Annotated in this window: 20 protein-coding genes and 1 riboswitch; of the genes, 8 read left to right on the top strand and 12 right to left on the bottom strand. The window is 71.4% G+C overall.

All coding sequences use genetic code 11. The features are described 5' to 3' along the window. Positions 1-32 precede the first annotated feature (32 nt). The 4 genes from H4696_RS51155 (at position 33) to H4696_RS06525 (ending at position 3,096) form a co-directional block, all read left to right on the top strand. Positions 33-686, top strand: a complete 654-nt coding sequence (locus H4696_RS51155; RefSeq protein WP_086862600.1) for a hypothetical protein — start codon at positions 33-35, stop codon at positions 684-686. Next, the gene (locus H4696_RS51150) at positions 683-1,168 is read left to right on the top strand and encodes a GNAT family N-acetyltransferase (RefSeq protein WP_086862599.1); all 486 of its coding nucleotides are present in this window, start codon (positions 683-685) and stop codon (positions 1,166-1,168) included. The genes H4696_RS51155 and H4696_RS51150 overlap by 4 nt, the downstream gene beginning before the upstream one ends. Before the next feature lie 32 nt (positions 1,169-1,200). Further along, a riboswitch (S-adenosyl-L-homocysteine riboswitch) is annotated at positions 1,201-1,277 on the top strand. Between the two features lie 82 nt (positions 1,278-1,359). Next, positions 1,360-2,820, top strand: a complete 1,461-nt coding sequence (ahcY, locus tag H4696_RS06530; protein WP_192782111.1) for an adenosylhomocysteinase — start codon at positions 1,360-1,362, stop codon at positions 2,818-2,820. A gap of 120 nt (positions 2,821-2,940) precedes the next feature. Continuing rightward, positions 2,941-3,096: a hypothetical protein gene (locus H4696_RS06525; protein WP_086678182.1), complete on the top strand. Its 156-nt coding sequence runs from the start codon at positions 2,941-2,943 to the stop codon at positions 3,094-3,096. Between the two features lie 28 nt (positions 3,097-3,124). Here the strand turns inward: H4696_RS06525 and H4696_RS06520 are convergent, their stop codons facing one another. From H4696_RS06520 to H4696_RS06480, 9 genes are all read right to left on the bottom strand, one after another. Then, entirely contained in the window at positions 3,125-3,781 is a 657-nt protein-coding gene (locus tag H4696_RS06520) for a cation efflux transmembrane domain-containing protein (RefSeq protein WP_192782110.1), read from the bottom strand. Continuing rightward, on the bottom strand, positions 3,766-4,083 hold the full coding sequence (cmtR, locus tag H4696_RS06515; RefSeq protein ID WP_086856591.1) for a Cd(II)/Pb(II)-sensing metalloregulatory transcriptional regulator CmtR: 318 nt from the start codon (positions 4,081-4,083) through the stop codon (positions 3,766-3,768). Before cmtR ends, H4696_RS06520 begins: the two co-directional genes overlap by 16 nt. 245 nt (positions 4,084-4,328) lie before the next feature. Continuing rightward, positions 4,329-4,538: a hypothetical protein gene (locus H4696_RS06510; RefSeq protein WP_086856590.1), complete on the bottom strand. Its 210-nt coding sequence runs from the start codon at positions 4,536-4,538 to the stop codon at positions 4,329-4,331. A gap of 74 nt (positions 4,539-4,612) precedes the next feature. Next, entirely contained in the window at positions 4,613-5,494 is an 882-nt protein-coding gene (gene ku, locus H4696_RS06505; protein WP_086856589.1) for a non-homologous end joining protein Ku, read from the bottom strand. 74 nt (positions 5,495-5,568) lie between these two features. Continuing rightward, positions 5,569-6,795, bottom strand: coding sequence for a styrene monooxygenase/indole monooxygenase family protein (locus H4696_RS06500; protein ID WP_086856588.1), 1,227 nt, complete (start codon positions 6,793-6,795; stop codon positions 5,569-5,571). A 20-nt stretch (positions 6,796-6,815) separates the two neighbouring features. Next, on the bottom strand, positions 6,816-7,436 hold the full coding sequence (locus H4696_RS06495) for a GTP-binding protein (RefSeq protein WP_086856587.1): 621 nt from the start codon (positions 7,434-7,436) through the stop codon (positions 6,816-6,818). Beyond that, positions 7,411-7,779, bottom strand: coding sequence for a DUF742 domain-containing protein (locus H4696_RS06490; RefSeq protein ID WP_086856586.1), 369 nt, complete (start codon positions 7,777-7,779; stop codon positions 7,411-7,413). The genes H4696_RS06495 and H4696_RS06490 overlap by 26 nt, the downstream gene beginning before the upstream one ends. A gap of 29 nt (positions 7,780-7,808) precedes the next feature. Continuing rightward, the gene (locus tag H4696_RS06485) at positions 7,809-8,246 is read right to left on the bottom strand and encodes a roadblock/LC7 domain-containing protein (RefSeq protein ID WP_086856585.1); all 438 of its coding nucleotides are present in this window, start codon (positions 8,244-8,246) and stop codon (positions 7,809-7,811) included. Next, on the bottom strand, positions 8,243-9,481 hold the full coding sequence (locus H4696_RS06480; protein ID WP_086856584.1) for a sensor histidine kinase: 1,239 nt from the start codon (positions 9,479-9,481) through the stop codon (positions 8,243-8,245). Before H4696_RS06480 ends, H4696_RS06485 begins: the two co-directional genes overlap by 4 nt. A 350-nt stretch (positions 9,482-9,831) precedes the next feature. On the opposite strand from H4696_RS06480, the gene H4696_RS06475 reads away from it, so the two are divergent. The 4 genes from H4696_RS06475 (at position 9,832) to H4696_RS06460 (ending at position 15,477) form a co-directional block, all read left to right on the top strand. Beyond that, positions 9,832-10,497: a TetR/AcrR family transcriptional regulator gene (locus H4696_RS06475; RefSeq protein WP_086856583.1), complete on the top strand. Its 666-nt coding sequence runs from the start codon at positions 9,832-9,834 to the stop codon at positions 10,495-10,497. Then, positions 10,491-12,224, top strand: coding sequence for an ABC transporter ATP-binding protein (locus tag H4696_RS06470; protein WP_086856582.1), 1,734 nt, complete (start codon positions 10,491-10,493; stop codon positions 12,222-12,224). The genes H4696_RS06475 and H4696_RS06470 overlap by 7 nt, the downstream gene beginning before the upstream one ends. Continuing rightward, positions 12,221-14,230 carry an ABC transporter ATP-binding protein gene (locus tag H4696_RS06465; RefSeq protein WP_086856581.1) on the top strand — a complete coding sequence of 670 codons (2,010 nt, stop codon included), beginning with the start codon at positions 12,221-12,223 and terminating at the stop codon, positions 14,228-14,230. The genes H4696_RS06470 and H4696_RS06465 overlap by 4 nt, the downstream gene beginning before the upstream one ends. Positions 14,231-14,409: 179 nt before the next feature. Beyond that, positions 14,410-15,477, top strand: a complete 1,068-nt coding sequence (locus H4696_RS06460; protein WP_086856580.1) for a DNA polymerase ligase N-terminal domain-containing protein — start codon at positions 14,410-14,412, stop codon at positions 15,475-15,477. Here H4696_RS06460 and H4696_RS06455 read toward each other — a convergent pair. The 3 genes from H4696_RS06455 to H4696_RS06445 form a co-directional block, all read right to left on the bottom strand. Next, entirely contained in the window at positions 15,467-15,847 is a 381-nt protein-coding gene (locus H4696_RS06455) for an SPW repeat protein (protein WP_086856579.1), read from the bottom strand. The genes H4696_RS06460 and H4696_RS06455 overlap by 11 nt on opposite strands. A gap of 89 nt (positions 15,848-15,936) precedes the next feature. Then, a complete protein-coding gene (locus H4696_RS06450) occupies positions 15,937-16,446 on the bottom strand; it encodes a hypothetical protein (RefSeq protein WP_086856592.1) in 510 nt (169 codons plus the stop codon). Between the two features lie 100 nt (positions 16,447-16,546). Next, positions 16,547-19,528: a BTAD domain-containing putative transcriptional regulator gene (locus tag H4696_RS06445; protein ID WP_192782109.1), complete on the bottom strand. Its 2,982-nt coding sequence runs from the start codon at positions 19,526-19,528 to the stop codon at positions 16,547-16,549. Positions 19,529-19,533 lie beyond the last annotated feature (5 nt).

The raw sequence follows: 19,533 nt of genomic DNA, 5'->3' as shown, positions 1-19,533 counted from the left end.
CGCCGATTGCCCGGTTCCGCCACGATGCCCGGGTGACCGAAGAGTTCCCCGCCGCCGCGGCACCGCCGCCGCGCTCGCCGTTCGCCCACCCCGTCTTCGCGGGCTTGATCGGGGTCATCGTCGGCGCGGTGCTGGTCGGCGTGCCGTGGGTGGTGCTGAGCCTGCTCGGCGGGCCGAGCGGGCACGCGCTGACCGCGCCGTCGAGCCTGGGCGGGCTCGGCCGGGCCCAGGACACGCTCGCGAAGTTCGACGTGGAGAAGAGCAAGGTCCAGGTCGCCCGGGTCGACAAAGCCGACCGGGAAACGGCCGCCCGGACGTCGGCGGCTTACGGCGGCGCGGGCGCGGTGGTGCAGCAGTACCAGGACGACCGGCTGGAACGCAGCTTCCAGCTGATCGCGGTGCGCGCGGGGTCGCCGGAACTGGTGGCGCCGTACGAGGACGCCGAGGAACTCGGCCTGGCCGCCCCGAGCACCGAGCTGGTGCGCGTCGGCGCCGTGCAGTGCCTGGTCCACAACGACGCCGCGCCCGTGGGCTCGACGCCGGACCCCGGCCGGTCGTTCGTCACCAACTGCCAGCGCAGCGGCCCGGACCTGACCGTCGCGCTGCGCAGCATCTCGGCCGAGGGCAACCGCGACCCCCGCGAGCTCGCCGGGATCGTCGAAGAAGCCTGGAAGGAACTTTCGTGACGACCACCGTCCGGCCGGCCCGCGCCGAAGACGAAGCCGTGCTCGCCAAGATCGACGAGCGCACGTGGGACGCCACGGTGTCCCCCGCTCCCCCGCCGCCGCCCGGCACGCCGTTCTTCGACGAGGACGCGCGGCCGGAGAACTTCCTCGTCGCCGAGCACGACGACGTCGTCGCCGGGTACGTCCGGCTCGCCGCGGGGTTCGGCATCCCGGCCCACGCGCACGTGCTGGTGCTCGGCGGGCTCGCCGTCGACCCGGACCGCCAGGGCCTCGGCATCGCGGGACGGCTGGTGGACGCGGCCGCGGCGGAGGCGCGCCGGCGCGGGGCCCGCAAGCTGACGCTGCGCGTGCTGGGTCACAACGCCGCCGCCCGCCGGGTCTACGAGCGGTCCGGGTTCGTCGTGGAAGGCGTGCTGCGCGGGGAATTCCGCATCGACGGCACCGACGTCGACGACGTTCTCATGGCCCTTTCGCTCGCTTGACAGCTTCGCCGCGGCTTTGCCATCCTGGGTCCCGGGCCGAGAGGCGCTGCGACGGAACTCTTTCCGCCACGCTCGGCCCGCGACACGCATCCAAGGGCGCCTCCCGCGAGGGAGGTGCCCTTTTTGCGTTGTCACTTCGGTGAGTCCTCCCGCGCGCTCCGCAACCAGCCGTCAGGAAAAGAGCTCGAGGAATGAGTGACAAACTCGCACGCCGCAACGGTCTCGACTTCGCCGTCGCCGACCTTTCCCTCGCCGACGCCGGCCGCACCCAGCTGCGGCTGGCCGAGCACGAGATGCCCGGCCTGATGGCGATCCGCCGCGAGTACGCCGCCGCCCAGCCGCTCAAGGGCGCGCGCATCGCCGGGTCGCTGCACATGACGGTGCAGACCGCCGTGCTGATCGAGACCCTCGTCGCGCTCGGGGCCGAAGTGCGCTGGGTCTCCTGCAACATCTTCTCCACCCAGGACGAGGCCGCCGCGGCGGTCGTCGTCGGCCCCGAGGGCACGGTCGACGCCCCGTCGGGCACCCCCGTGTTCGCCTGGAAGGGCGAGACGCTCGAAGAGTACTGGTGGTGCACCGACCAGCTCTTCGCCTTCGCCGGCGGGAAAACGCCGAACATGATCCTCGACGACGGCGGCGACGCCACCCTGCTCGTGCACAAGGGCGTCGAGTTCGAAGCAGCGGGCGCCGTCCCGCAACCGTCCGAAGAGGACCCGGAGGAGTACCGGATCGTCCTCGAGACCCTCCGCGCGAGCTTGGCCGCCGACGGCGACCGCTTCACCCGGATGGCCAAGGAGATCCGCGGCGTCACCGAGGAAACGACCAACGGCGTCAAGCGGCTCTACAAGCTCGCCAAGGACGGCGAGCTGCTCTTCCCGGCGATGAACGTCAACGACTCCGTGACGAAGTCCAAGTTCGACAACAAGTACGGCATCCGGCACTCCCTTGTGGACGGCCTGAACCGGGCCACCGACGTGATGATCGGCGGCAAGCGCGTCGTCGTCTGCGGCTACGGCGACGTCGGCAAGGGCGCGGTCGAGGCGCTGCGCGGCCAGGGCGCCCGGGTCTCGGTCACCGAGATCGACCCGATCTGCGCGCTCCAGGCGTCGATGGACGGGCTCGACGTCGTCGAGCTCGACGACGTCATCGCCACCGGGGACATCTTCATCACCACCACCGGCAACTTCGGCATCATCTCCGCGGACCAGATGAGCCGCATGAAGCACAACGCGATCGTCGCCAACGTCGGGCACTTCGACAACGAGATCGACATGGCCGGGCTGGCGAAGCTCCCGGGCATCGTGAAGAAGGAGATCAAGCCGCAGGTGCACGAGTGGGCGTTCCCGGACGGCCACTCGATCATCGTGCTCTCCGAAGGCCGCCTGATGAACCTCGGCAACGCGACCGGCCACCCGTCGTTCGTGATGTCGAACTCGTTCACCAACCAGGCGATCGCGCAGATCGAGCTGTTCGCCAAGCCCGGCGAGTACGCCACCGACGTCCACCGGCTGCCGAAGCACCTCGACGAGAAGGTGGCCCGCCTGCACCTCGACGCGCTCGGGGTGAAACTCACCAAGCTCACGAAGCAGCAGGCGGACTACATCGGGGTCGACGTCGAAGGACCGTACAAGCTCGATCACTACCGGTACTGATCCGAGATTGCTCCGTTTGACGCAGTTTGCGGCACCGGGAAAGTGGCCATCCTCCCCGTGACAGCGCATCCGCCCGGCCGGCATGCCGGACGGGTCCCATGCGAAGGAGTGTGTGTCAAAGTGATCGTTCTCGGTGTAATTCTCTTGATCATCGGGTTCATCGTGGGTATCCCGGTGCTTTACACCATCGGCATCATTCTCGCGGTGGCCGGCGTGGCACTGGCCATCTTGGGCGGCACCGGCCGCCGGATCGGTGGGCGTGCGCACTGGTACTGATTCCGCAACCGGCCCGCGGCCTGGCGCGTCAGCAGCAATGCTGGCCGCGCCAGGCCGTTCGGCCTTCGTTCACCGCCACCGCGGCGATCGCGAGCGCGACCGCCGGGTCGGCCCACCACCAGCCGAACAGGGCGTTGAGCAGCAACCCCGCCAGCAGGACCGCGGAAAGGTAAGTGCAGAGCAAAGTCTGCCGCGAATCCGCGACCGCGCTGGCCGACCCCAGCTCCCGCCCGGCTCGGCGCTGCGCCGCGGACAGGGCGGGCATCACCGCGAGCGAAACGGCCGCGAGCACGATTCCGGTCCGCGAGGTTTCCGCCGCGGCACCGCCGAAGAATGTACTGACGGCCTCGATCGTGACGTAAACCGCGAGCGCGAAAAACGACAGGGCGATCGCTTTCAGCGCCCGCCTTTCGCGGCTTTCCGGGTCCGCACCGGAAAACTGCCAGGCGACCGCGACGGCGGAGGCGACTTCGATCACGGAATCGAGCCCGAAACCGATCAGCGCCCCCGAGGAAGCCGCGCTCCCCGCGGCCAGCGCGACGACCGCCTCTACGACGTTGTAAGTGATGGTCGCCGCCACGAGCAGCCGGACCCGGCGCACCAGCACCGCCCGGCGGTCCGGCGCCACCGCGAGCGGCGCGCAGCACCCGTCCGAGCACCCGGGGCTCGTCACGCGGGCTCGCATTCGGCCCGCGGCTCGACCGCGAGCACGACGTGGACGAGTTCCCGCAGCGCGCGGGCCAGGTGCGCGTCGGCGATCTCGTACCGCACCTGACGCCCTTCGTAGCCGGCCACGACGAGCCCGCAGCCGCGCAGGCACGACAGGTGGTTCGAGACGTTCGACCGGCTCAGGCCGAGTTCGGCCGCCAGCCGCCCGGGGTAGGCGGGACCGTCCAGCAGCGCGGTCAGGATCCGGCAGCGGGTCGGATCCGACAGCGCGCGCCCGATCCGGGCGAGCGCCGCTTCCCGTGTCTCACACGTCACCATGCGCTGAACTGTACATCATTCGCTGACATATCCACACCGGACAGCGGCGAAAATAAAGGGTCCTCCGGCTCCGAGGGGGAGGGAGAGCCGAAGGACCCCGTTAGTGTTAGCACATCGCCAAGCCCGTGTACACGGCTGCATACACGATCGTGTTACCGCGCTGACACCGTCCTGACGCCACGAAGGCCTCCCCGGCCGGTGCGCGTCACCCGGCGGGAAGGCCTTCGCGGATCCTGGCGGGAGGCTCAGGAAGCGTGGCGCAGCAACGATTTCTCCGGCGCCGCGGCGGCACACCCGCAGCCGCCGAGCGCCGGGCAGTCGACGATCAACGCGTGCCGCACGCGGTCGGCGTCCACACAGGCCGGATCGGTGCACTCGGCGAACCCGCCTTCCGGGTGCACCACCAGCGTGCCGTGGCAGTGGTCGATCCGCGCGGCACAAGAAGCGCATTCCATGACTCCTTGGTACCACCGGGAAGCGGGCGGCCGCGGGACCACGGCGGCGTGTCGGCGCGACCACCCGTCCGGGGTCAGGCGGACTTCGGGGCCCGCTTCCGCGGCGCCGCCTTCTTCTTCGCCGGCTTCGCGTCCTCATCGGACGCTTCCGAAGTGGACGCCTCCGAAGTGGACGCGCGCGACTTCTTCGCCGCGTCGACGCTGGCCTGCAGCGCCGCCATCAGGTCGACGACGTCGGCCTTGGCGGTGACCGCCGCGGGCTTGGTCGTCTCCTCCCCCGCGACCTTGGCCTCGATCATCTCCTCGAGGGCCTCGCGGTAGTGGTCGTGGTACTTCTCCGGCTCGAACACCGGCTCGGCCAGCGAGTCGATCAGCGAGCCGGCCATCGACAGCTCCTGCGGGCGGATCTGCGGCGGGTCGTCGCGCAGGAACGGGAAGTCGGGTTCGCGGACCTCGTCCGGCCACAGCATCGTCGTCATCACCAGCACGTCGGCGTGCACCCGCAACACCGCCATGCTCTCCCGCTGCCGCACCGCGACCTTCGCGATCGCCACCTGGCTCGACTTGTGCAGCGCGTCCCGCAGCACGACGTACGGCTTCACCGCGTTCTTCTGCGGCTCCAGGTAGTACGTCCGGTCGTACTGGATCGGGTCGATCGACTCCAGCGGCACGAACTCGAGCACGTCGATCGTGCGCTGCGAAGGCAGCGGCAGCTCGGCCATCTCGGCGTCGGTGATGACGACCATCTCGCCGTCGGGCAGCTCGTAGCCCTTGGCGATCTCCGGGTACGGGACCTCGGCGCCGTCGATCGTGCAGAACCGCTTGTACTGGATGCGGCCGCCGTCGGCCTCGTGCACCTGGCGGAGCGAGACGTTCTTGTTCTCGGTGGCCGCGTACAGCTGGATCGGGATGCTGACCAGCCCGAACGACACCGAGCCCTTCCACATCGCCCGCATGCCACGTACCTCCGAGGTCGCCTTCACGCTACGTAGCCACCGTAGCCCGAATCGTCCCCCGGCGACAGTCCGATCTAGACCTCTGCCAGGTACTTCTCCCATTTCGCCGGGTCCATGAACCAGTGCTGGAAGTCGGTCGGGTCGGTGAACCCGTTCGCGAACCGCCGGGCCACGGCCGGGTTCTGGCCCGCCACCCCGAGGATCTCGAGCACGTGCGGGGGCGGCGGCAGGAGCAGCGCGTTGGTCCATTCGGTGATGTGCTTGGCGTACTCCCAGTAGCGCTCGAACGTGGCGTCCATCCACGCGGCGTCGAACGGCCGGTCGCCGTGCTCGAGGATCGCGGTCAGGTAGGTCGCCGCGCAGTGGCTCGCGTTGTTCGAGCCCTGCCCGGTGATCGGGTCGTTCGCCACGACGACGTCGGCCATGCCCAGCACCCGGGGCCCGCCGGGCAGGGTGCCGACCGGGTTGCGCACCACCGGCGTGTACCCGCCGGCCAGCGCGGCCTTCCCGTCGGTCAGCTCGGCGTCGCGGCAGCGCTCGTACTCCCACGGCACGAACTGCCGCATCAGGTCGAGCAGCCGGGTGAAGTGCTCGGCCGGGGCCGGGTGGTCGTCGAAGCAGTCCAGCGGCCCGCCGGGGATCCCCTCGAAGAAGAGGATGTCGCAGTTCCCGCTCAGCGTGTACGCCGGGATCATGAACAGCTCGCCGACGCCGGGCACGATGTTGAACCGGACGGCCTGCTTGTCCGGGTGCTCCGGCCGCGGCCGCACGCCGTGCGCGTAGACCAGGGAAAGCGCGCGCATCGGCTTCGTGTACGGCGACCGCTCGGGCACCCGGTCGAACAGCTGGACCAGCTCGCCCTTGCCGGCCGAGATGATCACCAGGTCGTACAGCCGGGACAGCGCGTCCAGTTCGGACGTCATCACGCCGTGGATCACGAGCTTGCCGCCGCGGTCCTCGAACAGCTCCAGCCAGCCCGCCATCTTCACGCGCTGGTCGACCGACTGCGCGTAGTGGTCGAGCTCGGCGAACCAGTCGAGCGCGCGGCCGCCGTCCGGGCCGGCCACCGACACGCCGAGCCCCTCGACCCGGACGGTCTCGTCCTCCCACTGGTTCAGCCCGAGGTCGCGCTCGTGCTGCAGCGCGTCGTTGAACATGCACTGCGTCGACATCACCCGGCCGTTCCGGATCTCCTCCGGCGTCCGCGCGGACATCACCGTGACGTCGTAGTCCTTCGCCAGCAGCCCGAGGGCCAGCTGCAGCCCGGACTGGCCGGCGCCCACGATCAGGACTCTGCGCATGAAGCTCTTCTCTCCTCGGTTCAGGCCGGCGAGACGCTGCCGGCCAGCTCACGCGGCCCCGACAGGACGGCGAGCGACAACGTGTGGCTGACCAGCTCGGTCAGGGTGGCGATCGTCGACGCGCGGTCGCGGGCGTCGCAGGTGACCAGCGGGACGGCGGGGTCGAGCGCCAGCGCGTCGCGCACCTCGTCGAGGTCGTGCACCGGCTTGCCCTCGAACTGGTTGACCGCCACCACGAACGGCAGCTCCGAGTCGTTCTCGAAGTAGTTGATCGCCGCGAACGACTCGTCGATCCGGCTGGTGTCGACCAGCACGACCGCGCCGAGCGCGCCCCGGCTGAGGTCGTCCCAGAGGAACCAGAACCGCGCCTGCCCCGGCGTGCCGAACAGGTACAGCAGCAGGTCCGGGCGCAGCGTGATCCGGCCGAAGTCCATCGCCACGGTCGTGGTCGACTTGCCGCCGGGCGGGATCTCGTCGACGCCTTCGCCGGCCTCGGTCATCCACGCTTCGTTGCTCATCGGCGGCACCTCCGACACCGCGCCGACGAACGTGGTCTTGCCGACACCGAAGCCCCCGGCGACGACGATCTTCGCGGAGATCGTCAGCAGATCGCCCTCAGGCGGGGAGCCGCTTGAGCCCATCAAGGATCCTCTCGAGCACGTTGGTGTCGTGGTGGTAGGCGTGCGCGGTGGGGTGGACGAACACCGCGCCCTGGGAGGCGAGGTCCCCGATCAGCACCCGCACGACGCCCAGCGGCAGGTCCAGCCCGACCGACAGCTCGGCGATCGAGGACCGCACGCGGGCGCGTTCGTAGAGCGAGCGCGACTCGGGCATGAGCGTGTCGCTCAGCGCCGGGTCGTACCGCGGGACCGAAACCAGCGTCTCGACCAGCAGCTGGTGGCGGGTGCTGGTCCGGCCGCCGGTGAGCGCGTACGCCCGGATCCGCCGGCTGCGCCGCGGCAAGGCGGTGTCCTTTTCGGACATGGGTTTCACATCCTCGTCGGGCATCCCCATCACACCCGGGGCCGGCGCGCGGTGAGCACCTGTCGCAGTTCGGCACGCACCTCGGGGGTGAGCGCGTGGCCCGCGTTGGTGATGAACTGGGTCATCTCGTAGGCGACCACCTTCATGTCCGCGTCGCCCGTGGTCAGCACCGCGAGCCCGGCACCGGACCCGATGCCCATGAAGAGGAAGTAGCCGTGGGTGAGCCGGATGATGATCTGCTCGCAGGCGCCCTTCCCGAACAGCGCCGCGCTGTTGCCGGCCAGCGAGAGCAGGCCGCTGGCGATCGCGGCGAGCTGCTCGGCCTCCGCTTCGCCGACCGAGTCCGACGCGGTGAGCGGGAAGCCGTCGACGCTCATGATCAGCGCGTGGCTGACCCCGTGCACCTTCCGGACGAAGTCGTCGAGCAGCCAGGCGAAGTTCGCCGGGGCCGGGTGGGGGGCGCTCACGAGGCGGTTCCTCCGGGCGTTTCGTCCTGCTGGGCGTGGTTTTCGGCCTGCGCGGCCCGCTCGCCGTCGGCGAAAGCGCCGAGGTCGGCGAGCAGCTTCTCGTGCCCGTTCGCCGCCGGTTCCGCGGCCGGGGCCGGCGGTGGCGGTTCCGGGGCGGCGCCGCGGATGCTGCCGGGCACGCGGCGCGGCAGGCCGTTGACCGTCGTGCCGCCGGTGGCCCGCTCGACCGGCCGGGGCCGGGGCGTGGGCTTGCGCGGCACCGGCGCGGGCTCCGCGTGCGGGAAGGCGCCCGGGCGGCGGCGCGGCAGGCCGCCTGCCGCCACCGCTTCGGCGCCGGTCCCGGCCGGTTCGGCCGTCACGGTCCGGGTGCCCGACCACGCGTTCTCGGCGACCTCGGTGACGACGCCGGTCGGCAGCAGCACGGTGGCGACCGTGCCGTGCGGGCTGCGCCGGTCCAGGCGCACGCTGACGTCGTGCCGCGCGGCGAGGCGGGCGACGACGGCGAGACCCATGTGCCGTGCCGAGGCGTCGTCGAGGTCGCCGCCCGCGGCCAGCCGCCGGTTGAGGCCGTCGATGCGGTCGGCGGGAATGCCGATGCCTTCGTCCTCGATCCGGACGAGCACGCTGCCCTGCTCGGTCAGGTGCGCGCTGACGTGCACCGGCGAGCTGGGCGAGGACTGGTTGGCGGCGTTGTCGAGCAGCTCCGCGAGCACCCGGCCCAGGTCTTCGGCGGCGAAGCCGACGACGCCGAGGTTCACCACCCGGCCGATGGTGATCCGGGCGTAGTGGTCGATCGAGGACATCGCGGCGCGCACCAGGTCGAGCACCGAGGTCGCGCGGGCGGCGTCGTCGGCGGTGTCCTGCCCGGCCAGCACGCGCAGGTTCTCGGCGTTGCGCCGCAGCCGCGTGGCGAGGTGGTCGAGCTGGTAGAGCTCGGCGAGGCGGTGGTGGTCCTCCTCCCCCGCTTCGAGCTCCTCGAGACGGGCGAGTAGCTGGTCGAGCAGGTTGAGGTCACGCAGCGCCACGCTGGCGCAGATCTCGGCCAGGACGCCTTCGTCCGCGGGAGGCGGCGCCGGCGTCACTTCGGGGCGCGGCAGCTCCGCGATCGCCGGCCCCGCCGGGGGCTGGAACCCGGGGTGCTTCGGCGGCGCGGTGAGGTACTGCGCGGCGGCGACCCGCGAGCGGTCCAGCAGGACGCGTGATCGATCCAGGAGTTCCCGGGCCCGGCTCGCCATGTGGTCCCACTTCTTCCTTGCTCAGGTTCGGCAACGACTGCATCGCGCCGACCCCAGGGCGGCGATGCCGGACATGCAAGCAGAAAGGTTCGTCGGATGTCCACAACCGGTCTCCGCCCGATCGCTGGACGTGACCGGATTTCGGCGCCGTCGCTGCTGGTGAGCGCAGCGGACTAGGCCATTCGGCTCATTTTTGCATCTTGCACCCGGCAACGGAGCGCACACAGCGCCCGATACCGCAGCTCCGCGGCCCGCGCACCGCGAAATCCCCGGTCGTGCCCGATTCGTCCCAAAGTTGCGGGCCACGCACTTTTTTGCGGGGCACGCAAGTTTTTCGCTACACTCCGTTCATGCCGCCGGACGAACCACCCAAGCTGACCCTGCGCGAGCGCAAGAAGCGCGAAGCACGCAAGGCGCTCGCCCAGGCGGCACTGCGGCTGACGCTGGACCGCGGGCTGGAGAACGTGAAGGTCGAGGACATCGCCACCGAAGTGGGCGTGTCACCCCGCACATTCAACAACTACTTCTCCAGCAAGGAGCAGGCGGTCTGCTCGGTCGTCGTCGACCGGCACGAGGGGATGCGCGAAGCCCTGCTCGCGCGGCCGGACGGCGAGCCGCTCTGGGAGTCCGTCAAGCACGCGGTGCTCGAGCAATATTCGCGTGAAGGCGAACCCGATCGCGCGTATGTTGCGCGTATCCGGGAGCTGATGGGACGGCTCATGCTGCGCGGGGAGTTCCTCAACGCCCACGCGGCCGTCGAGCGCGTCCTGGCCGAAACGATCGCGAAACGGGTGGGCGGTGTGGACCACCTGTTGTGCCGGCTGATGGCGGCATCCGTGGAAAGCGCTGTCCGGGTGGCCTTCACCAACTGGTTCACGACCGAAGGCGAGCCGTTCCTGCCGATCCTGGAACGGCTGCTCAACGAGCTTTCCGCGGGGATGCCCACCCTGACCGCCGGCACCGCCGCTCCGCAACCCGAACCGACCACCACCGCACTGGGGGAATCGTTGTGCTAGTCAAGCTCCTGCGCAGCCACCTGCGCCCGTACCGGAGCACGCTGTGGGTGATCGTCCTGCTCCAGCTCGTGCAGACGATCGCCATGCTCTACCTGCCGACGCTGAACGCCGACATCGTCGACAACGGCCTCATCAAGGGCGACATGGACTACATCATCCGCGTCGGCGCGATGATGCTCGTCATCACGCTCGCGCAGATCGCCGGCTCGATCGGCGCGGTGTACTTCGGCGCCCGCACCGCGATGGCGATCGGCCGCGACATCCGCGCCGGCGTCTTCCACCGGGTGCAGGACTTCTCGGCCCGCGAGGTCGGCCAGTTCGGCACGCCGTCGCTGATCACCCGCACCACCAACGACGTCCAGCAGATCCAGATGCTGGTGCTGATGACGCTCACGCTGATGGTGTCCGCGCCGATCATGTGCATCGGCGGCATCATCCTGGCGCTCAACCTCGACGTGCCGCTGTCGTCACTGCTGCTGGTCATCGTGCCGGTGCTGGCGGTCGCGGTCGGCACGATCATCACGAAGATGCGCCCGGCGTTCCGGCTGATGCAGGAGCGCATCGACCGGATCAACCAGATCCTGCGCGAGCAGATCATGGGCATCCGCGTCATCCGGGCGTTCGTCCGCGACAAGCACGAGCGGGAGCGCTTCGACGTCGCCAACGACCAGCTGCTCACCGTGTCGCTGCGGGTCGGCCGCCTGATGGCGCTGATGTTCCCGATCGTCATGCTGGTCATGAACGCCTCCAGCGTCGCCGTGCTGTGGTTCGGCGGGCAGCGGATCGACTCGGGCAGCATGCAGATCGGCGCGATGACCGCGTTCCTGTCCTACCTGCTGCAGATCCTGATGGCCGTCATGATGGCCACGTTCATGTTCATGATGGTGCCGCGCGCGGAGGTCAGCGCCGAGCGGATCAGCGAGGTGCTCGACACCGAGTCGAGCGTCCGCCCGCCGGTGTCGCCGATCCGGCCCGGCGCGGTGCACGGGCACCTGGAGCTGTCAGGTGTCGAGTTCCGCTATCCCGGCGCGGAAAAGCCGGTGCTGTGCGACATTTCGCTGATCGGGCGGCCGGGTGAGACCACCGCGGTGATCGGCTCGACGGGCACCGGCAAGACCACGCTGCTCAACCTGATCCCGCGCCTGATGGACGCCACCCGCGGCACGGTGAAGGTGGACGGCGTCGACGTCCGCGACCTGGACCCGGCGGTGCTCGCCCGCGCGGTCGGGCTGGTGCCGCAGAAGCCGTACCTGTTCGCCGGCACGGTGGCGAGCAACCTGCGCTACGGCAACCCGGACGCGACCGACGAAGAGCTGTGGCACGCGCTGGAAGTGGCGCAGGGCAAGGACTTCGTCGAAGCCATGCCGGAGGGCCTGGACGCCCCGATCGCCCAGGGCGGCACGAACGTCTCGGGCGGTCAGCGCCAGCGGCTCGCGATCGCGCGGATGCTGGTGCACAAGCCGGAGATCTACCTGTTCGACGACTCGTTCTCCGCGCTCGACTACGCGACCGACGCGGCCCTGCGCCGCGCGCTGGTGGCGGAAACGGCCGAGGCGACGGTGGTCATCGTGGCGCAGCGGGTCAGCACGATCCGCGGCGCCGACCGGATCATCGTCCTCGACGAAGGCCGCGTCGTCGGCACCGGCACCCACCACGAACTCATGGACGGCAACGAAACCTACCGGGAGATCGTGCTGTCCCAGCTCACCGAACAGGAGGCGGCGTGAGCACCACGGAATCGCCCAAAGCCGCCGTCACCGAGGCCGGGGAACGGCCGACCGCCGAGCGGCACAAGAACACCGGTGCCGCGACCGTAGGGCCCGGCCGCTGGATGGCCGGCGGCGCGCCGCCGGAGAAAGCGCTCGACTTCAAGGGTTCGCTGAAGCGGCTGCTGCGGCTGCTGCGCCCGCAGCGGGTCGCGCTCATCGGCGTGCTCGTGCTCGGCGCGGCCAGCGTCACGCTCACCGTGATCGGCCCGAAGATCCTCGGCCAGGCCACCGACGCGATCCTCGCCGGCGTGCTCGGCAAGCAGGTGCCGCCGGGCGTCACGAAGGAACAGATCGTCGCCGGGCTGCGCGCCCGCGGCGACGGCACGCTCGCCGACATCTACAGCCGCGTCGACCTCGTGCCCGGCGTCGGCATCGACTTCGACAAGGTCGGGCAGATCCTGCTCACCGTGCTGGCGCTGTTCGTGATTTCGTCGTTCTTCGGACTGATCCAGGCCCGGCTGACGACGACGCTGGTGCAGCAGGCGGTGTACCGGCTGCGCGAAGAGGTCGAGGCCAAGTTCTCGCGGCTGCCGCTGAAGTACTTCGACCGCCAGCCGCGCGGCGAGGTGCTTTCCCGCGTCACCAACGACATCGACAACCTGGCGATGTCGTTGCAGCAGACGTTGTCGCAGATCGTCTCGTCGCTGCTGACGGTGATCGGCGTGCTGATCATGATGTTCCTGATCTCGCCGCTGCTGGCGGTGATCGCGCTGCTCACGGTGCCGCTCTCGGCCGTGGTGGCGGCGAAGATCGGCAAGCGGGCGCAGCCGAACTTCATCAAGCAGTGGTCGACGACCGGCAAGCTCAACGCGCACGTCGAGGAGATGTACACCGGCCACTCGCTGGTCAAGGTGTTCGGCCGCCGCGACGAGGCCGCGGCGATCTTCGACAAGCAGAACGACACCCTGTACCAGGCCAGCTTCCGGGCGCAGTTCATCTCCGGCATGATCCAGCCGGCGATGATGTTCATCGGCAACCTGAGCTACGTGCTGGTGGCGGTGATCGGCGCGCTGCGCGTGGCGTCGGGCAGCCTGACCCTCGGCGAGGTGCAGGCGTTCATCCAGTACTCGCGCCAGTTCAGCCAGCCGGTCACTCAGATCGCGAGCATGGCGAACCTGCTGCAGTCCGGCGTCGCGTCGGCCGAGCGGGTGTTCGCGCTGCTCGACGCCGAGGAGCAGGGCCCGGAACCGGCTTCGCCGGAGCGTCCCTCGCCGGTGCGCGGCCGGGTCGAGTTCCAGGACGTGTCCTTCCGCTACCTGCCCGACAAGCCGCTGATCGACGACCTGTCGCTGACCGTGGAACCCGGCCAGACGGTGGCGATCGTCGGCCCGACCGGCGCGGGCAAGACGACGCTGGTCAACCTGCTCATGCGCTTCTACGAGCTGGACGGCGGCCGGATCACGCTCGACGGCGTCGACATCGCGAAGATGAACCGTGAGGAGCTGCGCGACCAGACCGGCATGGTGCTGCAGGACGCGTGGCTGTTCGGCGGCACGATCGCGGAGAACATCGCCTACGGCGCGGACAACCCGACGCACGAGGAGATCGTCGAAGCCGCGAAGGCGACGCACGTGGACCGTTTCGTCCGCACGCTCCCGGACGGCTACGAGACGGTGCTCGACGACGAAGGCGGCACGGTCAGCGCGGGCGAGAAGCAGCTGATCACGGTGGCGCGGGCGTTCCTGGCCAAGCCGGTGATCCTGATCCTCGACGAGGCGACGAGTTCGGTGGACACCCGGACCGAGGTGCTCATCCAGCGGGCGATGAACTCGCTGCGCAGCGGCCGGACGAGTTTCGTGATCGCGCACCGGCTGTCGACCATCCGCGACGCCGACGTGATCCTGGTGATGGAGCACGGGCAGATCGTCGAGCAGGGCGACCACGAAACGCTGCTGCGCAGCGGTGGCGCTTACGCCCGGCTGTACGCGGCCCAGTTCGCGGAGGCGATGGCCGAGACGGACTGAGGCCGGGAGCCGCGGCGATGGTCTTGAATGAGTCATTCAGGACCTCCCACGACCTGAATGACTCATTCAAGACACCGGCCGGCCTCGAACGACCGCCGGCGCGCTGCCCAGCGGGCCGAGCCGGAGCACCCGACCGGTACCCTGGAAGCTCTTGCGGCGGAAGGGGTACCGGGGCGGCCATGGCCGACAGACTCGAGGAATACCGCGGCAAACGCGGCAAGGACCGCACCCCCGAACCCTGGCCGGACGGCCCGCCCGAGCCCGGGGACGACGACCTCTTCGTCATCCAGGAGCACCACGCCACCCGCCTGCACTGGGACTTCCGCCTGGAGCGCGACGGCGTGCTCGTCTCCTGGGCCGTGCCCAAGGGCCTGCCGCTCTCCCCCGGCGTCTCCCGGCTCGCCGTGCACACCGAAGACCACCCCATGGAGTACCTCACCTTCGAGGGCGAGATCCCGGCGGGCGAATACGGCGGCGGCCGGATGACGGTGTGGGACACCGGGAAGTACGAAACCCTGCACTGGAACGACCACAAGGTCGAGGTCGTCTTCCACGGCGGCCGCGCCCGCGGCAAGTACCTGTTCCTCAACCGGCACGACGAGGACGACCGCGACTGGACCCTGCGGCGCCTCGATCCCGCCGAGCCCGGGCACGAAGACGCGCCCGAATTCCTCGAACCGATGACCGCGGTGCCCGGCGATCTGCCCGCCGACGACGACGCGTGGTCCTACGAATTCGCCTGGGGCGGCCTGCGGACGATGCTGCTGGTCAGCGGCGGCCGGGTCACCGCGCACGACGAAACCGGCGCCGACGTCACCGGGCGGTACCCCGAGCTGCACAAGCTCGGCGAAGAGCTCGGCTCGACCGAAGTGCTGCTGGACGGCGAAGTCGTCGTCATCAAGGACGGCAAGCCCTACGCGGACGGTCTCGAAGAGCGCCGCAAGGCCGACGGCGCCGCCGCCAAGCGCCTCAAGACCCACTGCCCGGTGTTCTACTTCGCCTCCGACGTCCTGCACCTCGACGGCAAGCCGACCCTGGACCTGCCGTACACGAAACGCCGGGAGCTCCTCGACGGCCTGGCCATCGAGGACCGGCACTGGCAGGTGCCGCGCTACTACGCCGGTGGCGGCGAGGCCGTCGCCGGGGCCAGCCGGCAGCACGGCCTGCCCGGCGTCATCGCGAAACGGGCCGACAGCCCGTACCGGCCCGGCGACGGCTCGGGCGACTGGCTGCTGATCAAGAACTGACCCGCCGGGCCAGCGCCACGCCCGCGACGACGACCACGGCGCCCGCCACGACGTTGCCGATCAGGGCACCCGTCGACGGCGGGGTTTCGCCGCCGTGGCGAAGCAGCCACGGCGAAACGGCGGCCCACGCGCCCAGTACCGGGACGACCCAGCCGATCAGGGCGAGCCGCCGGGTGGCCGTGCGGGCGATCGCCAGCGCGATCAGGACCAGGCCGACCAGGGTGTCGCTCAGCGCGAGCACGCCCGCGCCGCCGAAACCGGCGATCCACGGGGCCAGGACCAGGTAGAGCCCGGCCAGCAGGACGAAGCCCGCCGCGGCGCCGATCAGCGCCGTGCGCGGGCGGGGAGCCGGGGTGCTGTGCGAAGTCATCTCCTCACCTCCACCCGCGCGGGTACCCGGCCGTCGCGGCCGGTAACCGGGGCCTGTCCGCCGCCCTCGGGACGGACAGGCCCCGGACGTCAGCAGCCGCAGGTGTAGTACGTGATGTCCCAGTGGTTGCCCTCGTCGCAGTAGAGGTTGCCGGAGCCGGCCTTCCACTGCGGGTAGCCGTCGCCGCGCAGGCCGATGTAGCCGAAGCTGTTCTTGATGTAGGAGTCGATGCAGCTGTTGTGCGAGATGTCGACCTTGTAGCCGTTCCAGTGGCTGTAGGTGCCGGACGCGTGCCCGGTCTCGGTGCCCCCGGTGATGTTGATCGCGCAGCCGCTCGCCCGCTTCAGCGTGATGACGCCGCTGACCGTGCTCTGGTTGATCTGCTCGTACGACGTGCACGTCGAGTTGTAGCGGTCCGTGCAGCCGCCGCTGGACGAGTGCGTCACCCCGGCCGCGGACAGCTGCGACGCCGCCTGCGCCTGGGTCAGCTTGGTGACCTCGACGCTCGCCGACGCGGTGCCGATGGTCGCGAACACCACCGTCGCCGCCGCGGCGACCAGCCCCAGTGCCGCCCGCGCCAGAATCCGATGTCCCGGCATGCCTTGCTCCTTCTTGTGCGACGATCCGAACGGCGGCAGCCAAATGGGGGCGGCCATAACTTCGCCAAACACCGCCGCCGCGGACCGGGGCACGAGGCCGTCAGGTCCTGATCTTCGTCAAGAGTTCACGACGGCGGTCACGGGCCGGGGATTCACCGGTCACGCTCGCCAGTTCCCCCAGCGCGCGCAGTTCCCACAGCGGAAATCCGAGCTCGCGGAACAGCCCGGCCGCGCCGCGCAGGCACCGCGCCGCCTCGGGTGCGGCGTCCTCGGCCGCGTGCGTCCGGCCCAGGCTGAGCAGGGCGTACCCGGCACCGCGGCGGTCGCGCAGCTCCCGGAACACGCCCATGGCGGCCAGCAGGTGCCGCCGCGCCCCCGCCGGATCCCCCGCGAGGCGGCGGGCTTCGGCCAGGCTGCGGTGGGTGTAGGCGGCGGCGTGCCGGTGCCCGATCTGGTCGAACAGCGCCAGCGACCGCGTCAGGCACCGCTGCCCGTCGGCGAGTTCCCCGGCTTCGGTGTGCAGGTCGCCGAGGCTGCGCAGGACGTGCGCCTCCCAGTGCCGCTCCCGCGTGCGGACGGCGCCGCCGAGCGCACCGGTGAGCAGGTCCGCCGCCTGGTCGCACCCACCGTGGCGGCGCAGGACGTCGGCGTAGCGCTTCGCGGCCTGGTCGTGCAAGCGGCCGTCGTCGCATTCGCGGGCGAGCAGCATGCTGACTTCGAAGCTCTCGACCGCCCGCCGCACATCGCCGACGTCTTCGGCCAGCGACCCCAGCTGCGCCGCCGCGGCCGCCTGCCCGCGCCGGTCCCCGCAGGCCCGCAGCAACTCGAGCGCTTCCCGCAGCTCGGCTTCGGCGGCGCACGGGTCACCGCCGTCGAGGTGGACGTCGGCGAGCGCGGCCAGCGCCGTACCGGTCCCCCGCGGATCGTCCAGGAGCCGGAAGCGGTGCTCGGCCATCGCGAAGTAGTTCCGCGCCTGCCGCGCGTGCCCGTGCTGCCAGTGCACGGCGCCGAGGTTGTAGAGCTTCTCGGCCTCCGCGCGAGGATCGCGGCGCCGCCGCGCCGCGGCCAGCCCGGCCACGGTGACCGCACGGGCCGCGTGCCCGAGCCACGGCGTGCCGGCGAGCGCGGTGCAGGCGTCCGCGAGCTGTTCGGTCAGCTCGTGCCAGCCATGCGCCCCGGCCAGCCGAACGGCGGCCGCGAGGTGCCCGGTTTCGGCGGCGGCCCAGGCGACGGGGTCCTCGGCGATGCGGCGGAGCACCGCCGGGTCGGGCTTGGCTGGGGTGGGGCTGCCCGCCGCATCCGCCGATCCCCGCTCAGCCGCTGGGCGGCCGAGCGCATGCCGCGCCAATACCAGCGCGGCCTCGCAAGCACGGCGCAGCGCGGCCGGATCCACCTCCCCCGGCGCACCCTCCGCCAGCACCAGCCGCACGAACGGCGGGACCGTGCCCGCCGGGTCCCGCAAGTGCGCGGCGGCCAGCCCGTCGAGCCGGTCGCGGGCTTCCGCCGTCGGGCGGTCGAGCAGCGCCGCCGCCGACCAGTCCGGGACTGCCCCATCAAACTCGGCGAGCAGCCTCAGCAGCGCGACGTCGGCCGCGGGCCGCTCGCGCAGTGCCGACGTCACCGCGGCACGGACACCCAGGTCGCCCGCGGTCAGCTCGTCGAGGCGCCGCCGGTCGTCGGCCAGGCGGGCAGCCAGTTCGGCGACCCGCAGGTTCGGCCGGGCCGCGAGGCGCACCCCGGCGATCCGGACGGCCAGTGCGAGCCCGCCGCACCGGCCGAGAAGCCGTTGCGCCGCTTCGGGTTCCGCGCGCAGCCGTGCCTCTCCCGCGACGGCGGCCAGCAGCGCCCAAGCGTCCTCTGTGGACAGCTCGGCCACCGGGACCGGGTGCGCGCCGCAGAGGCCGGGCAGCTCGCGGCGGGTGGTGACCAGCGCCGCGCAGCCGGGGCCGCTCGGGAGCAGCGCACGCACCTGGGCTTCGGACGCGGCGTCTTCCAGCAGCACCAGCAGCCGCCGGTCGGCGGTGTAGCCGCGCCAGAGGCCGGGCAGGCCCGCGCGGTCGGCAAGTTCCGCGGGCGTCGCCCCGAGTGCGCGCAGGAACCCCGCCAGCACGGCCGCGGGTTCGGCGGGCGTCCCGTCCGGACCGCGCAGCGACGCCGTCAGCTGGCCGTCGGGAAAACGGCGGCGGACGCGCCACGCGGCCTGCACGGCCAGCGCGGACTTCCCGGCCCCGGCGGCGCCGTGCAGCACGACCGGCGCCGGTCCCCGCAAGGCACGCGTGACGCCGGCGAGTTCGGCCGCGCGGCCGGTGAAGTCGGGTACGGCGGGCGGGAGCTGGGCGGGCGGGCCCGGCGTCGTCCACTCGGTGCCGGCGATCCGGCGGTACACCGCGACGAGGTCCGCGCCCGGCCACACCCCCGCCTCTTCCCAGAGCGCCCGCCGGGTGCGGCGGAGCACCTCCAGCGCCGATTCGCGGCGGCCGACCGTGCCGAGCGCGGCAGCGAGCCGGGCGGCGAACCGCTCGTCGGCCGGCCGGGCCGCGACCACCGGCCCGAGCCGCTCGACCACCGACCCGCCGTCGCCGTCGGCCAGCTCCAGCTCGACCAGCTGCAGCAGGGCCGCCGAGCGCCGGTCCTCCAGCCACAGCTTGTGCGCCTCCAGCAGCGGCCCGCCGGCGACGTCGGCGAACGCGTCGCCCCGCCAGCAGGCCAGCGCCCGTTCGAGCGCGCGACGGCGCTGGGCGCGGTCGTCGGCGCCCGCCGACAGCCACGTCAGGAACTCGTCCGCGTCCAGCTCGCCCGGCTCGACCGTCAGCGCGTACCCCCGCGGCCCGGACCGCAGCCGCTGCCCGGCCTCGGCCGCACCGAGGCCGGGTGAGAGCGTCTTGCGCAGCTTCGACACGGTGACCTGCACGATCGCCGCGGCGCTCGACGGCGCGCCGTCCGGCCACAGCTCGTCGACCAGCGTGTCGCGGCCGACGAACTGGCCGGCGCGGGCGAGCAGGACGGCGAGCAGCCGCCGCGGCTGGGCCGCCGAGGGCAGCGGGACGGAGGCCGTCATCGGGCCGAGCACCTGGAACCGCACGGCTA

Source organism: Amycolatopsis lexingtonensis, assembly GCF_014873755.1.
GTDB classification, from domain to species: Bacteria; Actinomycetota; Actinomycetes; order Mycobacteriales; family Pseudonocardiaceae; genus Amycolatopsis; species Amycolatopsis lexingtonensis.
This window is presented reverse-complemented; position numbering and strand designations above follow the sequence as displayed.

What these genes read in the sequence shown, in the direction of transcription:
- ahcY (WP_192782111.1), top strand. Translation starts at nt 1,360, where the DNA reads ATGAGTGACAAACTCGCACGCCGCAACGGTCTCGACTTCGCCGTCGCC.
- H4696_RS06520 (WP_192782110.1), bottom strand. Translation starts at nt 3,781, where the DNA reads ATGCGAGCCCGCGTGACGAGCCCCGGGTGCTCGGACGGGTGCTGCGCG.
- cmtR (WP_086856591.1), bottom strand. Translation starts at nt 4,083, where the DNA reads ATGGTGACGTGTGAGACACGGGAAGCGGCGCTCGCCCGGATCGGGCGC.
- H4696_RS06510 (WP_086856590.1), bottom strand. Translation starts at nt 4,538, where the DNA reads ATGGAATGCGCTTCTTGTGCCGCGCGGATCGACCACTGCCACGGCACG.
- ku (WP_086856589.1), bottom strand. Translation starts at nt 5,494, where the DNA reads ATGCGGGCGATGTGGAAGGGCTCGGTGTCGTTCGGGCTGGTCAGCATC.
- H4696_RS06500 (WP_086856588.1), bottom strand. Translation starts at nt 6,795, where the DNA reads ATGCGCAGAGTCCTGATCGTGGGCGCCGGCCAGTCCGGGCTGCAGCTG.
- H4696_RS06495 (WP_086856587.1), bottom strand. Translation starts at nt 7,436, where the DNA reads ATGGGCTCAAGCGGCTCCCCGCCTGAGGGCGATCTGCTGACGATCTCC.
- H4696_RS06490 (WP_086856586.1), bottom strand. Translation starts at nt 7,779, where the DNA reads ATGTCCGAAAAGGACACCGCCTTGCCGCGGCGCAGCCGGCGGATCCGG.
- H4696_RS06480 (WP_086856584.1), bottom strand. Translation starts at nt 9,481, where the DNA reads ATGGCGAGCCGGGCCCGGGAACTCCTGGATCGATCACGCGTCCTGCTG.
- H4696_RS06475 (WP_086856583.1), top strand. Translation starts at nt 9,832, where the DNA reads ATGCCGCCGGACGAACCACCCAAGCTGACCCTGCGCGAGCGCAAGAAG.
- H4696_RS06460 (WP_086856580.1), top strand. Translation starts at nt 14,410, where the DNA reads ATGGCCGACAGACTCGAGGAATACCGCGGCAAACGCGGCAAGGACCGC.
- H4696_RS06455 (WP_086856579.1), bottom strand. Translation starts at nt 15,847, where the DNA reads ATGACTTCGCACAGCACCCCGGCTCCCCGCCCGCGCACGGCGCTGATC.
- H4696_RS06450 (WP_086856592.1), bottom strand. Translation starts at nt 16,446, where the DNA reads ATGCCGGGACATCGGATTCTGGCGCGGGCGGCACTGGGGCTGGTCGCC.